The organism is Parvibaculum sedimenti (assembly GCF_009184905.1).
GTDB lineage: Bacteria > Pseudomonadota > Alphaproteobacteria > Parvibaculales > Parvibaculaceae > Parvibaculum > Parvibaculum sedimenti.
Window position 1 is genome coordinate 1 of the sequence record NZ_WESC01000014.1, and the last position, 19976, is coordinate 19976.

19 protein-coding genes, 1 other RNA gene and 1 pseudogene are annotated in these 19976 nt (G+C 62.6%); 14 read left to right on the forward strand and 7 right to left on the reverse strand.

The features are described from left to right. Both F2P47_RS17730 and F2P47_RS14150 read right to left on the reverse strand, forming a co-directional pair. Positions 1–193: pseudogene (locus tag F2P47_RS17730) on the reverse strand (DUF4169 family protein); the annotation flags it as partial. 106 nt (positions 194–299) lie between these two features. Further along, a complete protein-coding gene (locus F2P47_RS14150) occupies positions 300–566 on the reverse strand; it encodes a hypothetical protein (RefSeq protein WP_152217033.1) in 267 nt (88 codons plus the stop codon). A 17-nt stretch (positions 567–583) separates the two neighbouring features. Between F2P47_RS14150 and F2P47_RS14155 the strand changes: the two genes are divergently transcribed. Both F2P47_RS14155 and F2P47_RS14160 read left to right on the forward strand, forming a co-directional pair. Beyond that, positions 584–898, forward strand: coding sequence for a hypothetical protein (locus F2P47_RS14155; RefSeq protein WP_152217034.1), 315 nt, complete (start codon positions 584–586; stop codon positions 896–898). Between the two features lie 196 nt (positions 899–1094). After that, on the forward strand, positions 1095–4613 hold the full coding sequence (locus tag F2P47_RS14160; RefSeq protein WP_185681128.1) for an AsmA family protein: 3519 nt from the start codon (positions 1095–1097) through the stop codon (positions 4611–4613). Between the two features lie 17 nt (positions 4614–4630). Here F2P47_RS14160 and F2P47_RS14165 read toward each other — a convergent pair whose 3' ends face one another. The 4 genes from F2P47_RS14165 to ssrA all read right to left on the reverse strand — a co-directional run bounded on the left by F2P47_RS14165 (position 4631) and on the right by ssrA (position 7433). Continuing rightward, positions 4631–4861, reverse strand: coding sequence for a ribbon-helix-helix domain-containing protein (locus F2P47_RS14165; RefSeq protein WP_152217036.1), 231 nt, complete (start codon positions 4859–4861; stop codon positions 4631–4633). A gap of 16 nt (positions 4862–4877) precedes the next feature. Then, on the reverse strand, positions 4878–6269 hold the full coding sequence (fumC, locus tag F2P47_RS14170) for a class II fumarate hydratase (protein ID WP_152217037.1): 1392 nt from the start codon (positions 6267–6269) through the stop codon (positions 4878–4880). 212 nt (positions 6270–6481) lie between these two features. Then, on the reverse strand, positions 6482–6946 hold the full coding sequence (locus F2P47_RS14175) for an SspB family protein (protein WP_152217038.1): 465 nt from the start codon (positions 6944–6946) through the stop codon (positions 6482–6484). Between the two features lie 130 nt (positions 6947–7076). Continuing rightward, positions 7077–7433, reverse strand: a transfer-messenger RNA (tmRNA) gene (gene ssrA / locus F2P47_RS14180). Positions 7434–7647: 214 nt separating this feature from the next. Between ssrA and F2P47_RS14185 the strand changes: the two genes are divergently transcribed. The 8 genes from F2P47_RS14185 to F2P47_RS14220 all read left to right on the forward strand — a co-directional run bounded on the left by F2P47_RS14185 (position 7648) and on the right by F2P47_RS14220 (position 14742). Further along, the gene (locus F2P47_RS14185; RefSeq protein ID WP_152217039.1) at positions 7648–8442 is read left to right on the forward strand and encodes a thymidylate synthase; all 795 of its coding nucleotides are present in this window, start codon (positions 7648–7650) and stop codon (positions 8440–8442) included. Between the two features lie 5 nt (positions 8443–8447). After that, positions 8448–8945 carry a dihydrofolate reductase gene (locus tag F2P47_RS14190; RefSeq protein ID WP_152217040.1) on the forward strand — a complete coding sequence of 166 codons (498 nt, stop codon included), beginning with the start codon at positions 8448–8450 and terminating at the stop codon, positions 8943–8945. A gap of 99 nt (positions 8946–9044) precedes the next feature. Beyond that, complete coding sequence (locus tag F2P47_RS14195) at positions 9045–9854, forward strand: dienelactone hydrolase family protein (protein ID WP_185681129.1); 810 nt, start codon at positions 9045–9047, stop codon at positions 9852–9854. A gap of 78 nt (positions 9855–9932) precedes the next feature. Then, complete coding sequence (locus F2P47_RS14200; RefSeq protein WP_152217042.1) at positions 9933–11042, forward strand: S-(hydroxymethyl)glutathione dehydrogenase/class III alcohol dehydrogenase; 1110 nt, start codon at positions 9933–9935, stop codon at positions 11040–11042. Positions 11043–11047: 5 nt separating this feature from the next. Further along, positions 11048–11599 (forward strand): GNAT family N-acetyltransferase, encoded by a 552-nt coding sequence (locus F2P47_RS14205; protein ID WP_246176908.1) that lies wholly within the window; start codon positions 11048–11050, stop codon positions 11597–11599. A gap of 34 nt (positions 11600–11633) precedes the next feature. Beyond that, entirely contained in the window at positions 11634–12479 is an 846-nt protein-coding gene (gene fghA / locus F2P47_RS14210) for an S-formylglutathione hydrolase (RefSeq protein ID WP_152217043.1), read from the forward strand. Next, entirely contained in the window at positions 12476–13738 is a 1263-nt protein-coding gene (locus F2P47_RS14215) for a flavin monoamine oxidase family protein (RefSeq protein WP_152217044.1), read from the forward strand. Before fghA ends, F2P47_RS14215 begins: the two co-directional genes overlap by 4 nt. Before the next feature lie 83 nt (positions 13739–13821). After that, positions 13822–14742, forward strand: a complete 921-nt coding sequence (locus tag F2P47_RS14220) for an SMP-30/gluconolactonase/LRE family protein (RefSeq protein WP_152217045.1) — start codon at positions 13822–13824, stop codon at positions 14740–14742. 122 nt (positions 14743–14864) lie between these two features. On the opposite strand, the gene F2P47_RS14225 is transcribed toward F2P47_RS14220, so the two are convergent. Continuing rightward, entirely contained in the window at positions 14865–16013 is a 1149-nt protein-coding gene (locus F2P47_RS14225) for an Mrp/NBP35 family ATP-binding protein (RefSeq protein ID WP_152217046.1), read from the reverse strand. A 165-nt stretch (positions 16014–16178) separates the two neighbouring features. Between F2P47_RS14225 and hflK the strand changes: the two genes are divergently transcribed. The 4 genes from hflK (at position 16179) to F2P47_RS14245 (ending at position 19970) form a co-directional block, all read left to right on the forward strand. Continuing rightward, complete coding sequence (gene hflK, locus F2P47_RS14230; RefSeq protein WP_152217047.1) at positions 16179–17321, forward strand: FtsH protease activity modulator HflK; 1143 nt, start codon at positions 16179–16181, stop codon at positions 17319–17321. Further along, complete coding sequence (hflC, locus tag F2P47_RS14235; protein WP_152217048.1) at positions 17318–18202, forward strand: protease modulator HflC; 885 nt, start codon at positions 17318–17320, stop codon at positions 18200–18202. The genes hflK and hflC overlap by 4 nt, the downstream gene beginning before the upstream one ends. Before the next feature lie 25 nt (positions 18203–18227). Then, on the forward strand, positions 18228–18413 hold the full coding sequence (locus tag F2P47_RS14240; protein ID WP_152217049.1) for a DUF2065 domain-containing protein: 186 nt from the start codon (positions 18228–18230) through the stop codon (positions 18411–18413). A gap of 87 nt (positions 18414–18500) precedes the next feature. Next, the gene (locus F2P47_RS14245; protein WP_246176909.1) at positions 18501–19970 is read left to right on the forward strand and encodes a DegQ family serine endoprotease; all 1470 of its coding nucleotides are present in this window, start codon (positions 18501–18503) and stop codon (positions 19968–19970) included. Positions 19971–19976 lie beyond the last annotated feature (6 nt).

A 19976-nucleotide genomic window follows, 5' to 3' on the forward strand; every position in this document is an offset into this window, starting at 1 on the left:
AATCCTCCGCAAATCGGTCAGAGGATTGAATCACGCGCGCCCATGCGACAGCAATGGCGGAGTTTTTCAACGGTATCCGCCCGAAGCGGACACGGTTGCTTGCGGCGCGGGCTTCCTTTTCCGCACGTTCGCGGCGTTTACGATCTTCCTTGGCGTCTTTTCGCGCCTTGGAGAACTGAATGATGTCGGCCATGCCCGAAACCTGCGGCGATTGTATTTTCGGCAATGTTAGCGCGGAAGATGCCCCACTATCGCCGAAAAAATAGTGGCGGCGAAGGGACCTGAGGCTCCTTGGGGCGTCAATTGTGCAAGCTGGGCGGCCGCAGCCAATCGAACAGCTTTTGCATGATGTTGCGCATTTTCCAGCGGAGGGTCTTCAGGCGTCGGCGACGGCCGCAGTCGATCGCGTCGATCCGCGATGTCAGGCAGTCCCGGCGGATCGGAGGTGGAAAGACGCCATATGTGATCAGGCCGAACCGCGCATAGCGGGCGAGGCACTGGTCGATCGCGCGATATCCATGCGCATCTAAGAGGAATTCGAGGCCTGGGGCGTGAAGGTGCTGCAAAGGGTGCCTGGGCTGTCATGCAGGATCAATATGGTTTCCGCGCGAGTCTGGAGCCTCTGGGTTTCGACAGGACGGTTGAGCAGGACTATTCATCGAGGCTCCGCGGCCGCGACATGCCGCTGACGGCTTTGCTCGGCCGCGAAACCAGAAGGCTCGCCCTCAAGGCCATCTCGTGGATGCCGGTGCGGCTGAAGGGCGGGAAAACGACCATGCGTGTCGGCTTCGATCAGGCGGAATTGACCGCTTCGAAGGCCAATCCCATTGCGCAGGGTGTAGCCGAATGCCCCGCCGATGCGGACCGGGAAGCCCCTGTCCTGATGAACGAAGGTTAACCGCTTGAAGCTAAAGATATTTATGAAAGCGGCTGGTCTTCCGCCCGCCGACACCATATTTTGCCCGCAAATCGGCGGTAGCTTGCCGTTCGCCTTTTGCCTTGGGACGCTTCTTGCAGGCCTTGGCGATAGAGCCCCGGTCTGAGACGTCCGCCGCTCGCCGGTCCGATTATCCTTGCTGACTTCGGAGACAGTTTTGAACTCGGTTCTGTCCTATATCGCAGGGCTCATCATTCTGCTGCTGCTCGCGGCGCTTGTGGGCCCGACCTTTGTCGACTGGAACCAGTTTCGCAATCAGATCGAAGCTCAGGGGACGAAGCTGACGGGGCGCGAGTTGAAGATCGGAGGCGATATTCGCTTCGTTGTGCTGCCCGCTCCGCATCTGACGCTCAATGATGTCTCGCTCTCCAACCTCGAAGGCGGCGCGAATCCCGATTTCCTTCGCTTCGGCCAGATCGATGCCGAGGTCGCGCTGGCGCCCCTGCTGAGCGGCGAAGTTACCGTCTCGAGCGTCACCGTGGCGCGGCCGCAGGTCCATCTCGAAATCATGCGCGACGGGCGCAGTAACTGGCGCGGCCTCGTCGCGGACTCGCTGCGCGAGGAGGGCCTTTTCGGTCTTGCCTCGATCAGCCTCGAAAAAGTGACTTTCGACGACGGCACTATCACCTTTTTCGATCATCGCAGCGAGCGGAGCTGGCGCGTCGATCATCTCAATGGCGCCGTGATGGCGACATCGCTGCTCGGGCCCATTCGCGCAAACCTCAAATTCACGGCGAATGAAATTCCGCTGGCGTTGCGGCTTGCCGTCGGCAATTTCGCCGGGCTCAAGGCGTTCCCGGTGACTGCGGAACTGCAGACGCTGGCGCAGCCGGCGAAGCTTCTCTTCTCCGGCGTATCGACCGGCTTCTCGAGTGGCGTGCGGCTCGATGGAACGGGCACTTTCGAATATGGCTCGACGAAAACCGAAGATGGGCAGAAGCCGAGAGCGCCGCTGCGCATTGAAGCAGGCGTCGTGATCAGCGAGGATCTGGCGACCTTCCGCAATCTCGCGGTCTCCATGGCTGGGACGACGCTGAAGGGCGAGGCGCGGGCGGAGTGGAAGAAGCGCCCCAATGTGAGTGTGTCGCTCGATGGCGAGGCGCTGACGCTCGACCCGCTGGCCGACCGGATCGGCGAATTCCTGAGCGGGTCGAAAGTGCCTTTCGGTTCGCTTGCGGCGCTGCCGTTGCCGCAAGGCTTCGACGCCAAAGCGAATGTGAAAGTGGGCGGGCTCCTCATCCATGACGTGCTTGTGCGCGACGCGAGTTTCGCAGTCTCGCTCGACGATGGCCGGCTGAGCGTCGATCGGGCGGCGGGCGATATCGGTGGCGGCACACAACTGGAACTTTCCGGCGCGCTGGCGCATGGCGACAAGGGCGGCCAGTTCGGTGGCAAGGTCAAGGCGACAAGCCGCAACATGGGCGCGCTTGCGAGCTGGCTTGAGAGCCTTGGCGCGGTTCCCGGACAGACGGCGGAGAGCAACGCGGAAAAACCTGTGCCGCCTGTGCTGGCAAAGGAGCCGGGCCGCGCCTTCTCCGTCGCGTCGAACATTCAGTTGACGGCGGACAGTCTCTCCTTCAATGGCCTTACAGCGGCCTATGCGTTGACGCCAGATGCGGCGGATATCAAGGGCGATGTCGCCTTTACGGAACGCGACGGGCGCGCGCTGCTGCGCGGCGCGCTGACTGCCAGGAGCTTCGACCTCGATCCGCTGATCGCGCTTTGGCCGGCAACCGCGCCAAAGCCGCTTACGCTGCTCGACGCGAATGATGTCGACATCGCGCTGAAGGCGGACAGGCTCACTGTCAATGACGAGGACGTGACCGGGCTCGACATGTCGGTGGCGATGAACAAGGGCGAACTCGATCTCAGGCATTTTTCCGCCGTCGATCTCGCGGGCGCGAAGCTGACGCTTGCTGGCGTCCTTTCCGGGCTGACGCGAGGTGACATCGGTGCGCTGCAGGGTACTCTCCATGGCGAACTCGCGGCGGAAAAGACGGACAGGCTTTTCGCGCTGACGGGCATCGATGCGCCCGGCGTCAAAGGTCCGTTGCAACTGACGCTCGACACCACCTCCGGTGAGGGCGAGGAAAAGCAGACGCGGCTCGATACGCTGATGCTCAAGGGAGCGGCAGGCGGAAGCCGCGTCGACGCAGTGCTGAAGCTTGCCCATGCGACGGATGGAAAGATCGGACATGTCGATCTGCTCGCCAATGCAGCGAACGCCGATGGACGCGTGCTGCTTTCGCAGATGGGATTCACGCCCGGCGACGGCATCTCCGGCGCGGGTACTATCTCGCTGCAAATGAGCGGCGCGGTGGGGAACCCCTTTGATACATCGCTGCGTGTCAATGTCGGGCAGGGCACTTTCAACGCGAAGGGCGAGCTGGCCGACCCATTCGGGAGCGCGGACTTTGCGGGCCATGTCGACATCTCTGCCTCGGAGATTGCGCCCGTTCTTGCTGCCATTGGTATGGGGCAGCGTATGGCCGACTTCACGGTGGCGCAGGCAGCGGGGCCGAGCTTCGTCTTTTCGAGCGATGTGAAGCGCGATGCCACCGGACTTGCCTTGAGCAATCTGGAGGGTGTCGCCGGAAACCTGCATCTCTCCGGCGAGGCAAGCTGGTCGGCGCCGACAGACGCGGGCAAGAAGCCATCGCTCGCCGGCAAATTCGAGGCGAATGCGCTCGATCTTTCCTCTGTCTTCGCCACGACTGCCTCGGACCAGGGATCGCTATGGCCGACTGCGGCGCTCGACTGGTCCGTTCTCGGAACATTTGATGGCAATGTCGAGCTGAAAACCAAGGCGCTGAAACTCGGTGGATTGCGGCTTGACGATAGCGATATGCATCTGACGCTGGCCGATGGCGTTCTCTCGGCGACACCCTTCACGGCGAAATTCGCCGATGGCACAGCGACCGTTGGCGCGCGCATCAATAGCGGCAAGAATGGCGAAGCGGGCATCGGTCTGAGTGTCGCGGTCGAGGGGGCGGACATCGCGCTGGTGGGGCCGGAAGTCTTCGGTACCTCCTTTGGCACTGGCCGCACGGACATCAATGCGGAACTCAATGGCCAAGGCCGGAGCTGGCTTGCGCTCATCTCCTCGATCTCGGGCACGGGAACGCTGAAGACGCGCAATGCCGGCCTCGCGCCGCTCGACGTGCCGGCCTTTTCAGCAGGTCTCAAGACGCTGAAGTCGCTCGATCAGTTCACCGCGCTTGAAGGAGAGACGCTCGCCAAGGGGAATACGCCGGTGGCGGGGCTCGACGGCGATTTTGCCGTGAAGGATGGCATTGCACGATTGGATCGCGAGGCGCTGCAGCTGAAGGGCGGCAAGGGCAAGCTCACCGCCATGCTCGACCTCGGCAGACTCGCGGCGGATGCGGAGCTCACCGTGATGCCTGACGAGCCGCAAGGGGTGCCGGCCTTCTCCTCGGTGGTGGCCGGAAAACTCGGGGCGCTGGATCGGCGCAACGATACGATTGCGGTTCAGGGCTTCGTGGCGAAGCGCATCATCGCCGATACGGCAAGGGAGGCGGGTGTCGGCGCCATCCCTTCGGATTTGAAGAACCTGCTCGGCCTCAGCGACGACGAGTTGAAGGCGAAGGGACCAGCGGCGGGGGGCATTCCGCTGCCCGTGACGCGCCCGGCGCAGCCCGAGGCTTCGTTGCAGTAGGGCCTGCGACCTTTGGTTCAGACCGCGCAACTTGCCTTGTTTTTGAAATGGGCGAGGACGTAGACGCGGACCGCTCCCGAGAGGTTGCCCTCGTTGTCGCGGCCCTCGTCGATGCGGCGAACGAGTTCATTCACCGATAGATCTTCGGAACAGGCGATTTCCTTGAGCGCTTCCCAGAACGGGCGCTCAAGGGAAATCGACGTGCGGTGACCCGCGATGCTGACGGAGCGTTTGATCTCTGCGGGCATGCGGGTCTCCTGATTGTCACTCCGGCGAAATCATCTTCTCCGGACGGACCACGGCGTCGAACTCTTCATTCGTCACATAGCCACCGCCCACAGCTTCCTCGCGGAGCGTCGTGCCGTTCTTGTGCGCGGTCTTGGCGATCTTTGCCGCGTTGTCGTAGCCGATCTTCGGCGCCAGCGCCGTGACCAGCATCAGCGAGCGTTCGAGAGCCGCCTTGATGTTGTCTGTGCGGGCTTCGATGCCGACGACGCAATTGTCGGTGAAGCTGACTGCGGCATCGGCCATCAGCCGGACCGACTGGAGGAAGTTATAAGCCATTACCGGGTTGTAGACGTTGAGTTCGAAGTGGCCCTGCGATCCCGCGAAGGTGAGCGCTGCATTGTTGCCGAAGATCTGCACGCAAACCTGCGTCATCGCCTCGCACTGGGTCGGGTTGACCTTGCCCGGCATGATCGACGAGCCGGGCTCGTTCTCCGGCAGCGACAGCTCGCCAAGGCCCGAACGCGGGCCGGAGCCGAGGAGGCGGATGTCGTTGGCGATCTTGAAGAGCGAGGCTGCGACGGTGTTGATTGCGCCATGGCTGAAGACCATCGCGTCATGGGCGGCGAGCGCTTCGAACTTGTTCGGCGCGGTGGTGAAGGCAAGTCCGGTGATCGCGGCGATGCGCTCGGCGACCTTTTCGGCAAAGCCGATCGGCGCGTTGAGGCCGGTGCCGACGGCGGTGCCACCCTGCGCGAGCTGCATCAGTGCGGGCAGCGTCTGTTCGATGCGGGCGATGCCGTTCGTGACCTGCTGCGTGTAGCCCGAGAATTCCTGACCGAGCGTCAGCGGCGTCGCGTCCTGCGTGTGGGTGCGGCCGATCTTGATGATGTCCTTCCACTCAAGCGATTTCGCGTTGAGCGCGTCGCGGAGCTTCTTCAGCGCGGGGAGCAGGCGGTGGACGATTTCCTCGGCGCAGGCGACATGCATCGCGGTCGGGTAAGTGTCGTTCGACGACTGCGACATGTTGACGTGATCGTTCGGATGTACGGGCTTCTTCGAACCCATCTCACCGCCGAGCATCTCAATGGCGCGGTTCGAGATGACTTCATTGGCGTTCATGTTCGACTGTGTGCCGGAGCCGGTCTGCCAGACGACGAGGGGAAAATGCTCGTCGAGCTTGCCGTCGATGACTTCCTGCGCGGCCTTGACGATGGCCTCGCCGATCTTCGGGTCGAGGCGGCCGAGGCCCATGTTGGTTTCGGCGGCGGCGCGCTTCACGATGCCGAGGGCGCGGACCACGGGGAGCGGCTGCTTCTCCCAGCCGATCTTGAAGTTGCCGAGCGAGCGCTGCGCCTGCGCGCCCCAATATTTGTCGGCCTGGACTTCGATCGGGCCGAATGTATCGGTTTCGGTGCGGGTCTTGCTCATATCGCGCGCTCCTGAAGGCTTTTTCGATGGGCGCTGATTTAGCACGCGGGGAGGCGTGGGGGAAGGTTGGGAGAGGGTTCCATACCTCAGCCGTCATGACCGACTTGACCAGGCCATCCATGTCTTACCGCCCCGATTCCCACGGAATGAAGGCATGGATGCCCCGCTTTATGCGGGGCATGACAGAAAAAGGGGGAGCGAAACCGGAAAAGCTACTTCTTCCGGAACGCGTCGAGGCTGACGACCGCGGCGTCGCTCGTGGGGAGGGTGGGGGTCTCTTCGGCCTTGGGGGCGGGCTTCAGCGCTTCGGCAGCTTCGGGCTTCTTCACTTCGAATTGGAGGCCGAACTGGACGCTCGGGTCGAAGAAGCCCTGAACGGCCGAATAGGGCACGACCAGGGTTTCGGGGATCTTGTTGAAGGTGAGATCGACCGAGAAACCGTCCTCGCGCACATCAAGGTTCCAGAACTGATGCTGGAGCACGATGGTCATTTCCTCGGGATATTGCTTGCGCAGTTTTTCCGAAATGTTGACGCCGGGCGCATCGGTGCGGAAGGAAATGTAGAGGTGATGCTCGCCGGGCAGCCCCTTTTTCAGCACGACGTCGAGCGCGCGCTTGATAACGCCGCGCAGCGCTTCCTGCGCCATGAGGTCGTAATGCATCAGGTCTTCGGCCAAGGGGAACTCTCCACTCACAAGCATGCGCGGCCTGTCTGCCGCTCTTGCCATGATTCAATCAGCGTTTCGGGTCGAGGTCCAGATGGCAGGTCTCGACCGGCATATCGAAAAGTTCTGCAGAGATGAAGGAAGTGGGGGTTTCTGTTGCCAGGTACCCCCGAACCCCGCCTTAACCGGCTAAAGTCAAGGACTTCAATCGAAGTGCTGGCACTGCATTACGCAGCGACGGCAACCTCAGCATAGTTGTCGTTGGCAACTATAAAACGGCCCGATGACGGCGGAACCATGCCGGGCAAAAGAACTACTTTTACACCCTCGTCGATCCTAGTTCGCCCCCAGGAATTCCCGCCACGACGGGGAGATAATTGGTGGAGGCGCCGGGTACCGCCCCCGGGTCCGAATGGCTTATTATGTAGCCCGTTTATCGCCATAGTCGGTCGAAACCGACAGGACTTATATAGGCGCTCCTCATCCGAAAATAAAGGGCGCCCGGCCTATGCGCGGCTAGGGCGCTATCTTCGACTCGAAAGCCAGATTCGTGCAGAAAACATCCTGAAATCAGTGTGTTGCGCCGATTCGCGATGGAATCGGACGAGTTGAAAATGGACCGGTTGAAATAGTCTGTGGATAGAGCCCCGATAGCGATGCGCTCCGGCCGCGCGCGCTGTAGACTTGATCTGCGAATCCCCGGAGCGAAGCCGATGAAGCAGTATCTCGACCTGATGCGCCATGTGCGCGACCACGGCGTCAAGAAGACCGACCGCACCGGCACGGGCACGCTCAGCATCTTCGGCTGGCAGTCGCGCTACAATCTCGCCGACGGTTTCCCGCTGGTCACGACCAAGAAGCTGCATCTGAAGTCGATTATCCACGAGCTGCTCTGGTTCCTCGCGGGCGACACCAACATCGCCTATCTGAAGGCGAACGGCGTCGGCATCTGGGACGAATGGGCGGATGAGAAGGGCGATCTTGGCCCGGTCTATGGCTATCAGTGGCGCTCCTGGCCCGCGCCGAATGGTGAAAAGATCGACCAGATTAAAAATCTCATCGAGCAGATCAAAAAGACGCCGGACTCGCGCCGCCTCATCGTTTCAGCCTGGAACGTCGCCGATGTCGATCACATGGCGCTGCCGCCCTGCCATTGCCTTTTCCAGTTCTATGTCGCGGACGGCAAGCTCTCCTGCCAGCTCTATCAGCGTTCTGCGGACATCTTCCTCGGTGTGCCCTTCAACATCGCCTCCTATGCGTTGCTCACCATGATGGTGGCGCAGGTGACGGGGCTCGAGGCGGGCGAGTTCATCCACACATTCGGCGACGCGCATCTTTATTCGAACCATATCGAGCAGACGAACCTGCAACTCTCGCGTGAGCCGAAGCCGCTGCCGCGCATGTGGATCAATCCCGATGTGAAGTCGATCTTCGATTTCACCTATGATGATTTCAAGCTTGAAGGTTACGAAGCGCATCCGCATATCGCGGCGCCGGTCGCGGTTTGAGATTCATGCATATTTGTCTCGTCGTCGCCATCGCGGAGAACGGCGTCATCGGCAGTGAGAATGCCATGCCGTGGCGGCTCGCGGGCGATATGGCCTTCTTTAAACGCACGACCATGGGCAAGCCGATTGTCATGGGCCGCAAGACTTACGAGTCATTTCCGAAGCGCCCGCTGCCGGGCAGACCCAATCTCGTCGTCACGCGCGATGCCGCATACGACGCGCCGGGCGCGGAAGTCTTCGGTTCTCTCGACGCAGCGATTTCCCGCGGGGCGGAACTCGCGGGCGATGCGGGCGAGGTGATGATTGTCGGCGGCGCGGAGATTTATCGTCAGGCGCTGCCTCGGGCGACGCGCATCTATCTCACTGAAGTTCATGCAAAGCCCGAAGGCGACGCGCATTTCGTCTTCGACCGCGCGGTCTGGCGCGAAATATCGCGAGAGCGCCACGCGGCGGGCGAGAAGGACAGTGCGGATTATTCTTTCGTAGTGCTGCAGCGGCCCTAGGGCCGTTATGCGCAGGCTTGATCTGCGCATCCGTATCTTGCGTACAGACGGCCAGGGGAATCCATCAGGGTCTTGATGCAGGAAGAAGGCGGGCGACGAATGACCACATCCGAGATGAACCTTCCCGCAAGTCTCCATTATGTCAGCTTCCCTTCGCTGCATGACACGCCGCTGACGATTGCCGCGCGAATGCGCGTGCCTCAGCATGAGGGGAAGCTGCCCGCCGTCGTTCTGCTGCATGGCTCGGCGGGGCCCTCGGCGCGCGAAGGCGGATATGCGGATATGCTCAATATGGCGGGCTTCGCAACGCTGGAACCTGATCAGTGGGCCGCGCGCGGCATTGTTGGCGGCGCGGAGGGGCCACCCAAATCGGTCACCGAGACGCTGCCCGATCTCTACGGCGCGCGGGCCTTTCTCGCGAAGCATCCGAAGATCGATGCCGATCGCATCGGCGTTTCGGGCTTTTCCTTCGGCGGCGTCGCGGCCATGCTCGCGGCTTGCCATGCGCATAACGACAAATTCCTGCCCGGCGGCGCTTTCAGGGCGATCATGCCGACTTATCCCTCCACATGGCTCTTCAATCGCGTGCCGGGTTTCGAATTCGGCGATCTCGTCGATGCGCCCGTGATGCTGGTGACGGGCGCGCTCGACCAATATGACAATGACGCGCAAGTTTCGGCGAAGCTCGTCGAGGGCTTGAGGCCGGCTGACCGCAAAAAAGTTTGTATTGAGGTGATGGCCGACGCGCATCACGGCTTCGATATGCCGGGCGTCGATGTCGAGGTGAGTGACCCTTTCGGCAATCAGGGCAAAGGCGGGCGCGTGATCATGCGGCACAATCCCGAAGCGACGGCCAAGTCGCATCTGCTCGCCGCCGCCTTCTTTTCATCGACCATGCGCCCGCGCTGAACGCCAATCGAGGCTTGTCGTAGGGGCTTCCTGCGGCGACAATGCCGCCGCTATTCATTCAGCCTTTGGAGTAACGACATGGACGTGCGTGCGGCGGTGGCATTCGAGGCGGGAAAGCCGCTTGAGATCGAGACGGTGCAGCTCGAAGGCCCGCGAGAGGGCGAGGTGCTGGTCGAGATAAAGGCGACGGGCATTTGCCACACCGACGCATTCACGCTGTCGGGCCAGGATCCGGAAGGCATGTTCCCGGCGATCCTCGGCCATGAGGGTGCGGGCGTGGTGGTCGAAGTGGGCGCTGGCGTGAAGTCGCTGAAGCCGGGCGATCATGTCATTCCGCTCTACACGCCCGAATGCCGCGAGTGCAAAAGCTGCACGAGTCACAAGACCAATCTCTGCACGTCGATCCGCGCCACGCAGGGCAAGGGGCTGATGCCGGATGGCACGAGCCGCTTCTCCTATAAGGGCAAGCCGGTGCTGCATTATATGGGCTGCTCGACCTTCGCGAATTACACGGTCCTGCCGGAAATCGCGCTGGCGAAAATCCGTCCCGACGCGCCTTTCGACAAGGTCTGCTACATCGGCTGCGGCGTGACCACGGGCATCGGCGCCGTCATCTTCACGGCGAAGGTGGAAGCGGGCGCGAATGTCGTCGTCTTCGGTCTTGGCGGCATCGGCCTCAATGTCATTCAGGGCGCGAAGATGGTGGGCGCCAACATGATCGTCGGCGTCGATCTCAACCCGGCGCGCGAGGGCCTCGCCCGCCAGTTCGGCATGACGCATTTCGTCAACCCGAAGGAGATCAAGGGCGATCTCGTCGCGCATCTCGTCGAGCTGACGGGCGGCGGCGCCGATTACAGCTTCGAATGCATCGGCAATGTGCACACCATGCGTCAGGCGCTGGAATGCTGCCATCGCGGCTGGGGCGTCTCGACGGTGATCGGCGTGGCGGGCGCGGGACAGGAAATTTCCACCCGTCCGTTCCAGCTCGTCACCGGCCGCGTCTGGAAGGGCTCGGCCTTTGGCGGCGCGCGTGGGCGCACCGATGTGCCGCGCATTGTCGACTGGTACATGGACAAGAAGATCAATATCGACGATCTCATCACTCACGTCCTGCCGCTCGAACGGATCAATGAAGGCTTCGACCTGATGCATGAGGGCAAGTCGATCCGCTCCGTCGTCGTCTACTGACGCCGATGGGCACGCCGGAGATCAGTCTCGTCGTGCCGCATAGAGACCTCCTCGGGAGCTATGCGGCAGCGCTGCGGGCGGGCTGGTCTCCGAACACGTTTCGCGATGTGAGCGCCGACGAGCTTGAGGCGTTGGAGGCCGATCCGGATGAGTTCCTGCGCGATCTTCTGGGGCAGGAGGGCGCAGTCGAACTCGCCGATGGATCGACGGCGCCGCGCCTGCCGTTCAGGATTTTCTGGATCGACGACGGCGAGTTCTGCGGCGTCATCGGATTGCGCTTCCAACCGGGAACGGAAGAGTTGCCGGATTACGTGCCGGGCCATGTCGGCTACAGCATCGTGCCTTGGAAGCGACGGCGAGGTTATGCGACGCGGGCGCTGGCGCTCATCCTGCCGGTGGCGCGTTCTATGGGGCTCGCGCGTGTAAGCGTCACTTGCGACGCAGAGAATGAGGCATCTAGGAAAGTCATACTTTCCAATGGCGGCAAGCTTATCGGCATGACGCCGCGCGATCCGGAGACGGGCAGGCCAACGCTCAGTTACCGGATCGAGACCTGACGCGGACCCGCGTCACCAATTTGTTCGAGGTATCATGTCCATCGAGTTCATCGAGTCCCATCGCTGCTTCTCCGGCGCACTTCACTTCTGCCGTCATCAATCGGAGGCGACGGGAACGCCCATGCGTTTCTCGGCTTACGTGCCGGATGGCGAGGGACCTTTCCCGGTTGTGACTTTTCTTTCGGGTCTCACCTGCACGGAAGAAAACTTCACCGTGAAGGCGGGGGCCTACCGGAGAGCCTCGGCGCTCAATCTGGTGGTCATTGCGCCGGATACGAGCCCGCGCGGAGAAGGGGTCGCCAACGATCCGGCTTACGATCTGGGGCAGGGCGCGGGCTTTTACGTCGATGCGACCGAAGCCCCGTGGGCACCGCATTTCCGGATGGAGAGTTACATCGCGAAGGACTTGCAGCAGGTGGTCGCGGAGAACTTTCCCGTCGACATGAAGCGGCAGGGCATCACGGGCCATTCCATGGGCGGACATGGCGCGTTGACGCTGGCGCTGAAATATCCCGATCTCTTCCGATCCGTTTCCGCCTTCGCGCCCATCGTCTCGCCGACGCGGTGTCCCTGGGGGGAAAAGGCGTTCAATGCCTATCTAGGTGCGGACCGCGAAACATGGAAAGCGCATGACGCGACGCTGCTCATCGAGGCAGGCGCCGCGAAAGGGCATTACGAAACGATCCTCGTCGATCAGGGCGGGGCCGACAATTTTCTCGAAGCGCAATTGAAACCAGAGCTTCTGGAAGAGGCTTGCGCGAAGGTCGGCCAGAAGCTCGTGCTGCGGATGCATCCCGGCCACGACCATTCTTATTATTTCATCCAGACCTTCATCGACGATCATCTCGCGTTTCACGCAGCAACGCTTCTCGCGGCATGAGCGGGCAGGTCGACATTGCGATCATCGGCGCGGGTGCGGCTGGCATTGCCGCCGCGCGTCGCGCGCAGGATTATGGGCTGTCCTTTGCGCTGCTTGAGGCGAGGGACCGCATCGGTGGCCGCTGCCACACCGACACGACTTCGCTTGGGCTTACATGGGATCGCGGTGCGCATTGGCTTCATTCGGCCGCTGTCAATCCGTTGACGCGCGCGGCCGATGCGCTGGGCCACCCTTATCTCAAGCACGAAAGCTTCATCGACCGCACCTTGCATCTCGGTTCGCATCTCGCGGCCGAGGCAGAGAAGGCGGATTACCAGCGCGCTATCGACGCCGCTTTCGACGCAGTCGATGCGCTGGGCGCGAAGGGCCTCGATGTGCCGGTCGCGCAGGCGCATGATCGCGGTTCGCGCTGGTATCGCCTCATCGAACATCTGCACGAAGCGATCAGCGCCTTTCCGCCCGAGCGAATTTCAGCGCTAGATCTCTATCGCTATTACGACAGCGGCGAGAACTGGCCGCTGATCAGAGGCTATGGCGCATTGGTGGAGGCGCTGGGCGCGCATCTGCCCGTCTCTCTCGAAACGCCGGTGACGGCGGTGGATTGGTCAGGCCAGGGCGTCATGCTCGAAACGCAGAAAGGAACGGTGAAGGCGAAGGCCGTCATCGTCACCGTTTCGACAAACGTGCTGACGCGCGGCCTCATTCGCTTCGCGCCCGTCTTGCCGCAAGGCTTGCAGGCCGCGCTTGAGGGCGTTCCGACGGGTGTGGCGAACAAGGTCGCGATCAAATTCTCGCGCGATGTCTTTGGTCTCCCCGATACGAGCTATGCCTCCTTCATGGATGAGCGCGACCTCAAGCGGCATGCGCTGAGTTTCCAGGTCAGGCCGTTTGGACAGGAGCTTGCCATTGCCTATCTCGGCGGGCGCTTTGCCGAAGAGATGGAGCGCGAAGGCGAGGCGGCGATGATCGACATGGCGAAGTCCGCGCTTGCCGACATGTTCGGCTCCTCGATCCTCGGTTCGGTCGAGAAGGCGGCCGCGACAGGCTGGGGCATGGATCCTTATGCGCTCGGCGCCTATTCCTCGGCGCTGCCGGCGTGCGCGGAGGATCGGCTGACGCTCGCGGAGCCCGTTGGCGATCGCATCTTCCTTGCTGGCGAAGCCGTTCATCCGAGCTGGTTCTCGACGGTGCAGGGCGCTTTTCTCTCGGGCCGCGATGCCACGGAGAGGGCTTGCCTTGCCATCGGCCATCGTGCCTGACGAAAGCGCCCATTGCTCTTGCTGAAAGCCATTGCCAGAATGGCGGCATCGAAAAACACGAAAATGCAATCAGGGAGGATTTCATGTCTCAGCCGAAACTCATCGCGAGCGGCCTGCAGTTTCCGGAAGGCCCCATCGCCATGCCGGATGGCAGCGTCATTCTCGTCGAGATCAAGCGCGGCACGCTGACCCGCGTTCACCCGGACGGGAAGGCCGAGGTCATCGCGACGACCGGCGGCGGCCCGAACGGCGCGGCCATCGGCCCGGACGGCGCCTGCTACATCTGCAACGACGGCGGCTTCGAGTGGCACGAGGTCGGCGGCCTCACCATTCCGGGCGACAAGCCTGCGAATTATTCGGGCGGCCGCATCGAGCGCGTCGACCTCAAAACCGGCAAGGTCGATGTGCTCTACACGCAGTGCAACGGCAATCCGCTGATCGGGCCGAACGACATTGTCTTCGACAAGCATGGCGGCTTCTGGTTCACCGACCATGGCAAGGGCGATGGCCGTATCCAGTATCGCGGCGGTCTCTACTACGCGAAGATCGACGGCTCGCTCATCAAGGAAGTGGCCTTCCCCATTCTTTCGGCGAATGGCGTCGGTCTCTCGCCGGATGAAAAGACGGTCTATGTCGCCGACACCTATTCGGCGCGTCTCTTCGCCTTCGACGTCGTGGCGCCCGGCGAAGTGGCGCCTGCAGCGGGCCCCGGCGGTCCCGGCCGTTATGTCGGCACGGCGCCCGGCCATTGCTTCTTCGACTCTCTCGCGGTCGATGCGGAAGGCAATATCTGCGTCGCGACGCTGCTTCATGGCGGCATCACGACCTTCTCGCCGGATGGTTCGAAGATCACGCATACGGCCTTCGACGACATCCTGCCGACCAATATCTGCTTCGGCGGCAAGGATCTGAAGACGGCCTTCATCACGCTTTCGGCGTCGGGACGGCTCGTGTCCGTCGAATGGCCGACGGCCGGGCTGCCGCTCAACTTCCTGAACAAGTAAGAGCGGTCTAGGTCCAATCTTTCACGTCATGGCCCGCTTCATGCGGGCCATCCACGTCTTTACCTAATGAAAGGAAGTCGTGGATGCCCCGGACAAGCCGGGGCATGACGGATTGGAGTTGGTTATTCGACGCTGATCTTCGGCGCCTTGCGCGCGCTTGCGCCGAGCGCCTTGTCGATATGTTCGCCGACGCGCCGCGCGATCTCGATGAAGACTTTCGCCTCGTCGCTATCGGGCGCGGTGACAACGATGGGCGTTCCAGCGTCCGAGGTCTCGCGCACCGTCATGTGCAGCGGCACCTCGCCCAGGAAATCGCAGCCGAGCGTTTCGGCCATCTTCCGCGCGCCGCCCTGTCCGAAGATGTAGGATTTCTCGTTTGAGCCGGGACTAACGAAATAGGCCATGTTCTCGACGATGCCGAAGACTGGCACATGGGTCTTCTCGAACATGGCAAAGCCCTTGCGCGCGTCGATGAGCGCGATCTCCTGCGGCGTCGAGACGACGACCGCGCCCGTCAGCGGAACGCGCTGCGCCATGGTAAGCTGCGCGTCGCCGGTGCCAGGCGGCATGTCTACGATAAGCACGTCAAGCTCGCCCCATTCCGTTTCGCCGAGCATCTGCATCAGCGCCGACTGCACCATCGGCCCGCGCCAGATCGCCGCTGTGTCTTCCGGCACGAGATAGCCGATCGACATGGTCTTCAGGCCGTAACTGGTCTTGGGCTTCAGCTTCTTCGTTTCGGTCACTTCCGGCTTGCCGGTGAGGCCGAGCATGCGCGGGATCGAGGGGCCGTAGACGTCCGCGTCGAGAAGGCCGACGCGGCGACCGAGCTTCAAGAGGCCGAGCGCGAGATTGACCGCGACCGTCGACTTGCCGACGCCGCCCTTGCCGCTCGCGACAGCGACGATGGCCTTAATGCCCGGCACGTTGATCGGCCCGCCTTGAGGCGCGGCCCGCTGCGGCGCTTCATGCGAGTGGCCGGCATGCGAGTGGTCATGCGCGGGACGAGGCGCAGGCTGGTCGCGATGGGCGGTGAGCACGGCGGTGACGCTCAGGATTCCGGGAAGTTTGCGCACCGCTTCCTCGCATTGCCGCCGCAGCGGTTCGGAGGCGGGGCCGCGCTCCGGCGCCACCTCGACGCTGAAGCCGACATGGCCTTCGCGGAGCACGAGGCCCTGAATGAGGCCGGCGGAGACGACATCTTTGCCGCTTGCAGGGTCGGTGACGGCGGAAAGCGCCTTGAGAATATCTTCTTTGGATGCGCGGTTCATGCTCTTGCCTTGATGGGCCGGAATGCCCACATGCGAGTGTGCTTGGCGCGCCATCGGGCGCGGCGGGGCTCCGGGGCGCGCGTTGCGCCTTGGGGGTGAGTGTCATATAAACCCCGGTAAGAACAAAACCAACACCGGCGAATTTCCCCAAACAAAGGAAACTTGATGCCCTGGAGCAATCAGAATGGCGGCGGAGGCTGGCAGGGCGGTGGTGGCGGCAATAGAGGACCATGGGGCCAGGGGCCCTCGGGCGGTGGAAACCGTCCGCCGGATATCGATGAGCTGATCCGGCGCGGTCAGGACAAAATCCGCGAAATTCTTCCCGGCGGCACCGGCGGCTCGCGTGGCCCGGTCATTCTGTTGGGCCTGGCGGTGGTCGCCATCGTGACCATGACGAGCTTTTTCCGCGTCGATACAGACCAGCAGGGCATCGTGCTGCGCTTCGGCAAGTTCGTGCGCACCGAACAGCCCGGCCTCCATATGAAGCTTCCCTATCCAATCGAAACGGTTGCGACGCCGACGGTGACGCGCGTCAACCGCACCGATATCGGCACACGCGAAGGCGGCGGGCCCTCGGCCGAGGAAGGGCTGATGCTGACCGGCGACGAGAACATCGTCGATATCAGCTTTTCCGTTTTCTGGCGCATCAAGGACGCACCGGATTTCCTCTTCAATGTCGAAGACCCGGAACGCGCCGTAAAGGCGATGGCCGAAAGCGCGATGCGCGAGGCGGTTGGCCAGTCGAACATTCAGGTTCTTCTGACGACGGGCCGCGCCGAGGTTCAGACCCGGGTTCGCGATCTCATGCAGCAGGCGCTCGACACCTATGGCGCGGGCATCGTGGTGACGGAGGTGAAGCTTCAGAAGGTCGATCCGCCGTCTGCCGTCATCGACGCCTTCCGCGACGTGCAGGCCGCGCGCGCGGATCAGGAGCGTCTCCAGTATGAGGCGAACACTTACGCCAACACCGTTGTGCCCAAGGCACGCGGCAAGGCTTCGCAGATCCAGCAATCGGCGGAAGCCTATCGCGAACAGATTGTGGCGGAAGCGGAAGGCGAGGCGAAGCGCTTCCTCTCCATCTACAACGAATACAAGAATGCCAAGGACGTGACGCGCCGGCGTATTTATATCGAGACGATGGAGAGTGTGCTGGGCGGTGTGAACAAGGTGATCGTCGATCCGAACAATAGCAACGGCGTGATGCCTTATCTGCCCCTGTCGGGTCTCAAGCCCCTTACCCCGGCGACGGGCGGCGCATCTTCCGATGCGGCCGCGCCTGCGGCTACGAGCTCGGAGGCGCACCAATGAACAGATCGGTTGGCATCGGCGTCATCGCCGCTCTCATCGTCGCCGCTCTGGCGGCCTATCTCTCGCTCTTCACGGTCAATATGACCCAGCAGGCGATCGTGCTGCAGTTCGGCCGTCCGGTCGGGCAGGTGATCACGGAGCCCGGTCTTTATGTGAAGGTGCCGCTCATCCAGAACGTCGTCTATATCGACAAGCGGCTTCTGAACCTCGAGTCTCCGACGGAGGAAATCATCGCCTCCGATCAGAAGCGCCTCGTGGTCGACGCTTTCGCGCGTTACCGCATCGTCGATGCGCTGAAGTTCTATCAGGCCGTTCGCGATCCGCGCCTGACGGAGACGCGGCTGCAGCCGAGCTTCGGTTCGGCGTTGCGCAACACGCTGGGCGACAACAGCCTTGAAGCACTGGTGCGCGACAATCGCGCCGGGCTGATGCGGAAGATTCAGGAGAACTTCAACAAGACGGCGAGTGATCTCGGCATCGAGATCGTCGACGTGCGCATTCGCCGCGCGGACCTTCCCGAGGCGAACAGCCAGGCGATCTTCCGCCGCATGCAAACCGAACGCGAGCGCGAGGCGGCCGAAATTCGGGCGCAGGGCCAGGAACAGGCGCAGCGCATTCGCAGCAAGGCGGATCGCGACGTGACTGTATTGTTGGCCGATGCAGAGCGCGACGGACAGATCGCTCGTGGCGAGGGCGATGCGACGCAGAACAAGATCTATGCCGAGGCCTTCGGTCAGGACCCTGAATTCTTCGCCTTCTATCGCTCGATGCAGGCCTATAAGAAGGCCATCAAGAGCGACAACTCGACCATGGTCGTCGGGCCGGATTCGGAGTTCTTCCGTTATTTCGGCAATGAGGCCGGCACCGGCGCGAAGCGTTGAGGGGCCAGGTGCGGAGGTTATCGGCTTGATCGAGCTTCTCTCCGCGCTGGGCCTGATGCTGGCGATCGAGGGCGCGCTTTATGCGGCCTTTCCCGGCCCCATGCGCCGGGCGCTTGCCGCCATCGGCTCGCAGCCCGACACTGCGCTTCGAAGCACAGGGATGCTTGCACTCATCCTCGGGGTTGTGCTCGTCTGGCTGGTACGGGGATAGCGGCGAGAGAGGCCGCCCGCGAGCTTGGAGGTACGACGTTCGATGGGGCGAGTGAGCTTTGTGAGGGAGTGGAGGCCGCGAGCGGCTTTGGCCGCGCTTTTGGTTTCTGCCGGGCTTCTCGGTTTTGGCTTGCAGCCTGCCGAGGCGCGCATGGTTCCGCAAAGCCTTGCCGAGCTTTCCGCCAGGCTCTCGCCTGCGGTCGTCAATATCTCGACCACCCAGACCGTCACCGGCACGAAAGAGGACTCGGATGAGGGAGACCTCGACGAGCCGGGAAATCAGGGCGATGAAAATAATGGCGGCGACGGGGACGGCGACTCCGCCAATCCCTTCGGCCAGCCGGTGCCGGAAGCGCCCGTACCCCCCGGCGTGCCGCAGAAGGTGCAGTCGCTGGGTTCCGGCTTTGTCGTAGACCCATCGGGGATCATTCTCACCAACAATCATGTGATCGAGGGCGCCGACAAGATCGACGTGACCTTCGCTGACGGCACGACGCTGCCCGCGAAGCTGAAGGGACGCGACGAGAAGACCGACATCGCCGTGCTGAAGGTCGAGTCGAAGACGCCGCTCGCCTATGTGAAGCTCGGCGACTCCGAGAAGCTTCGCGTTGGCGACTGGGTGATGGCGATCGGCAATCCCTTCGGCCTCGGCGGCACGGTGACGGCGGGCATCGTCTCTGCGCTTAACCGCGACATCCATGCGGGCAATTACGACGACTTCATCCAGACTGACGCCGCGATCAATCGCGGCAATTCGGGCGGGCCGCTCTTCGCGCTCAATGGCGAGGTGATCGGCATGAACACGGCGATCATTTCGCCGTCCGGCGAATCCGTTGGCATCGGTTTCGCCACGCCGTCCAGCACCATCGCGCCCGTCCTCGCGCAGATACTCGAACATGGCGAGATGCGCCGCGGCTGGATTGGCGTTCGCATCCAGTCGGTGACATCGGATATCGCCGCGTCGCTCGGCCTTTCGCAGGCGCATGGCGCGTTGATCGCGGGCGTGACGCCGGGCGGCCCTGGCGAGAAGGCGGGGCTCGAAACGGGCGATCTCGTGACGGGTTTCGACGGTCATCCTGTGCGGGAAATGCGCGATCTGCCGCGCATCGTCGCCGAAACGGAAATCGGCAAGGAAGCATCGATTGAAGTGCTGCGCGCCGGCAAGGTGAAGAACCTGACGGTGAAGGTCGGCCATCTGGCTGAAACAGACACGAAGGCCAAAACCAAGGAGAAGCCTGCGGCGAAGCCACCTGTGGCGAAAAAGACCAAGGTGCTCGGCCTCGATCTCGTCAGCGTTACGCCGGACATGCGCGAACATTTCAAGCTCGGCGCCGATGTCGAAGGCGTGCTGGTGCTCGAAGTCGATCCGGTGAGCGCAGCGGCGGACAAGGGCATCGAGCCCGGCGACGTCATCATCCGCGTTGGTCAGTCGAACGTGAAGACGCCCAAAGAGGTCGTCGCCGCAGTGGACGCGGAGAAGAAGGCAGGCCGGAGTTCGGTTCTGCTTCGGATGCTCAGCGGCAGCGCGCCGCGCTTTGTGGCGTTGCCGGTGAAGTAGCTCGGG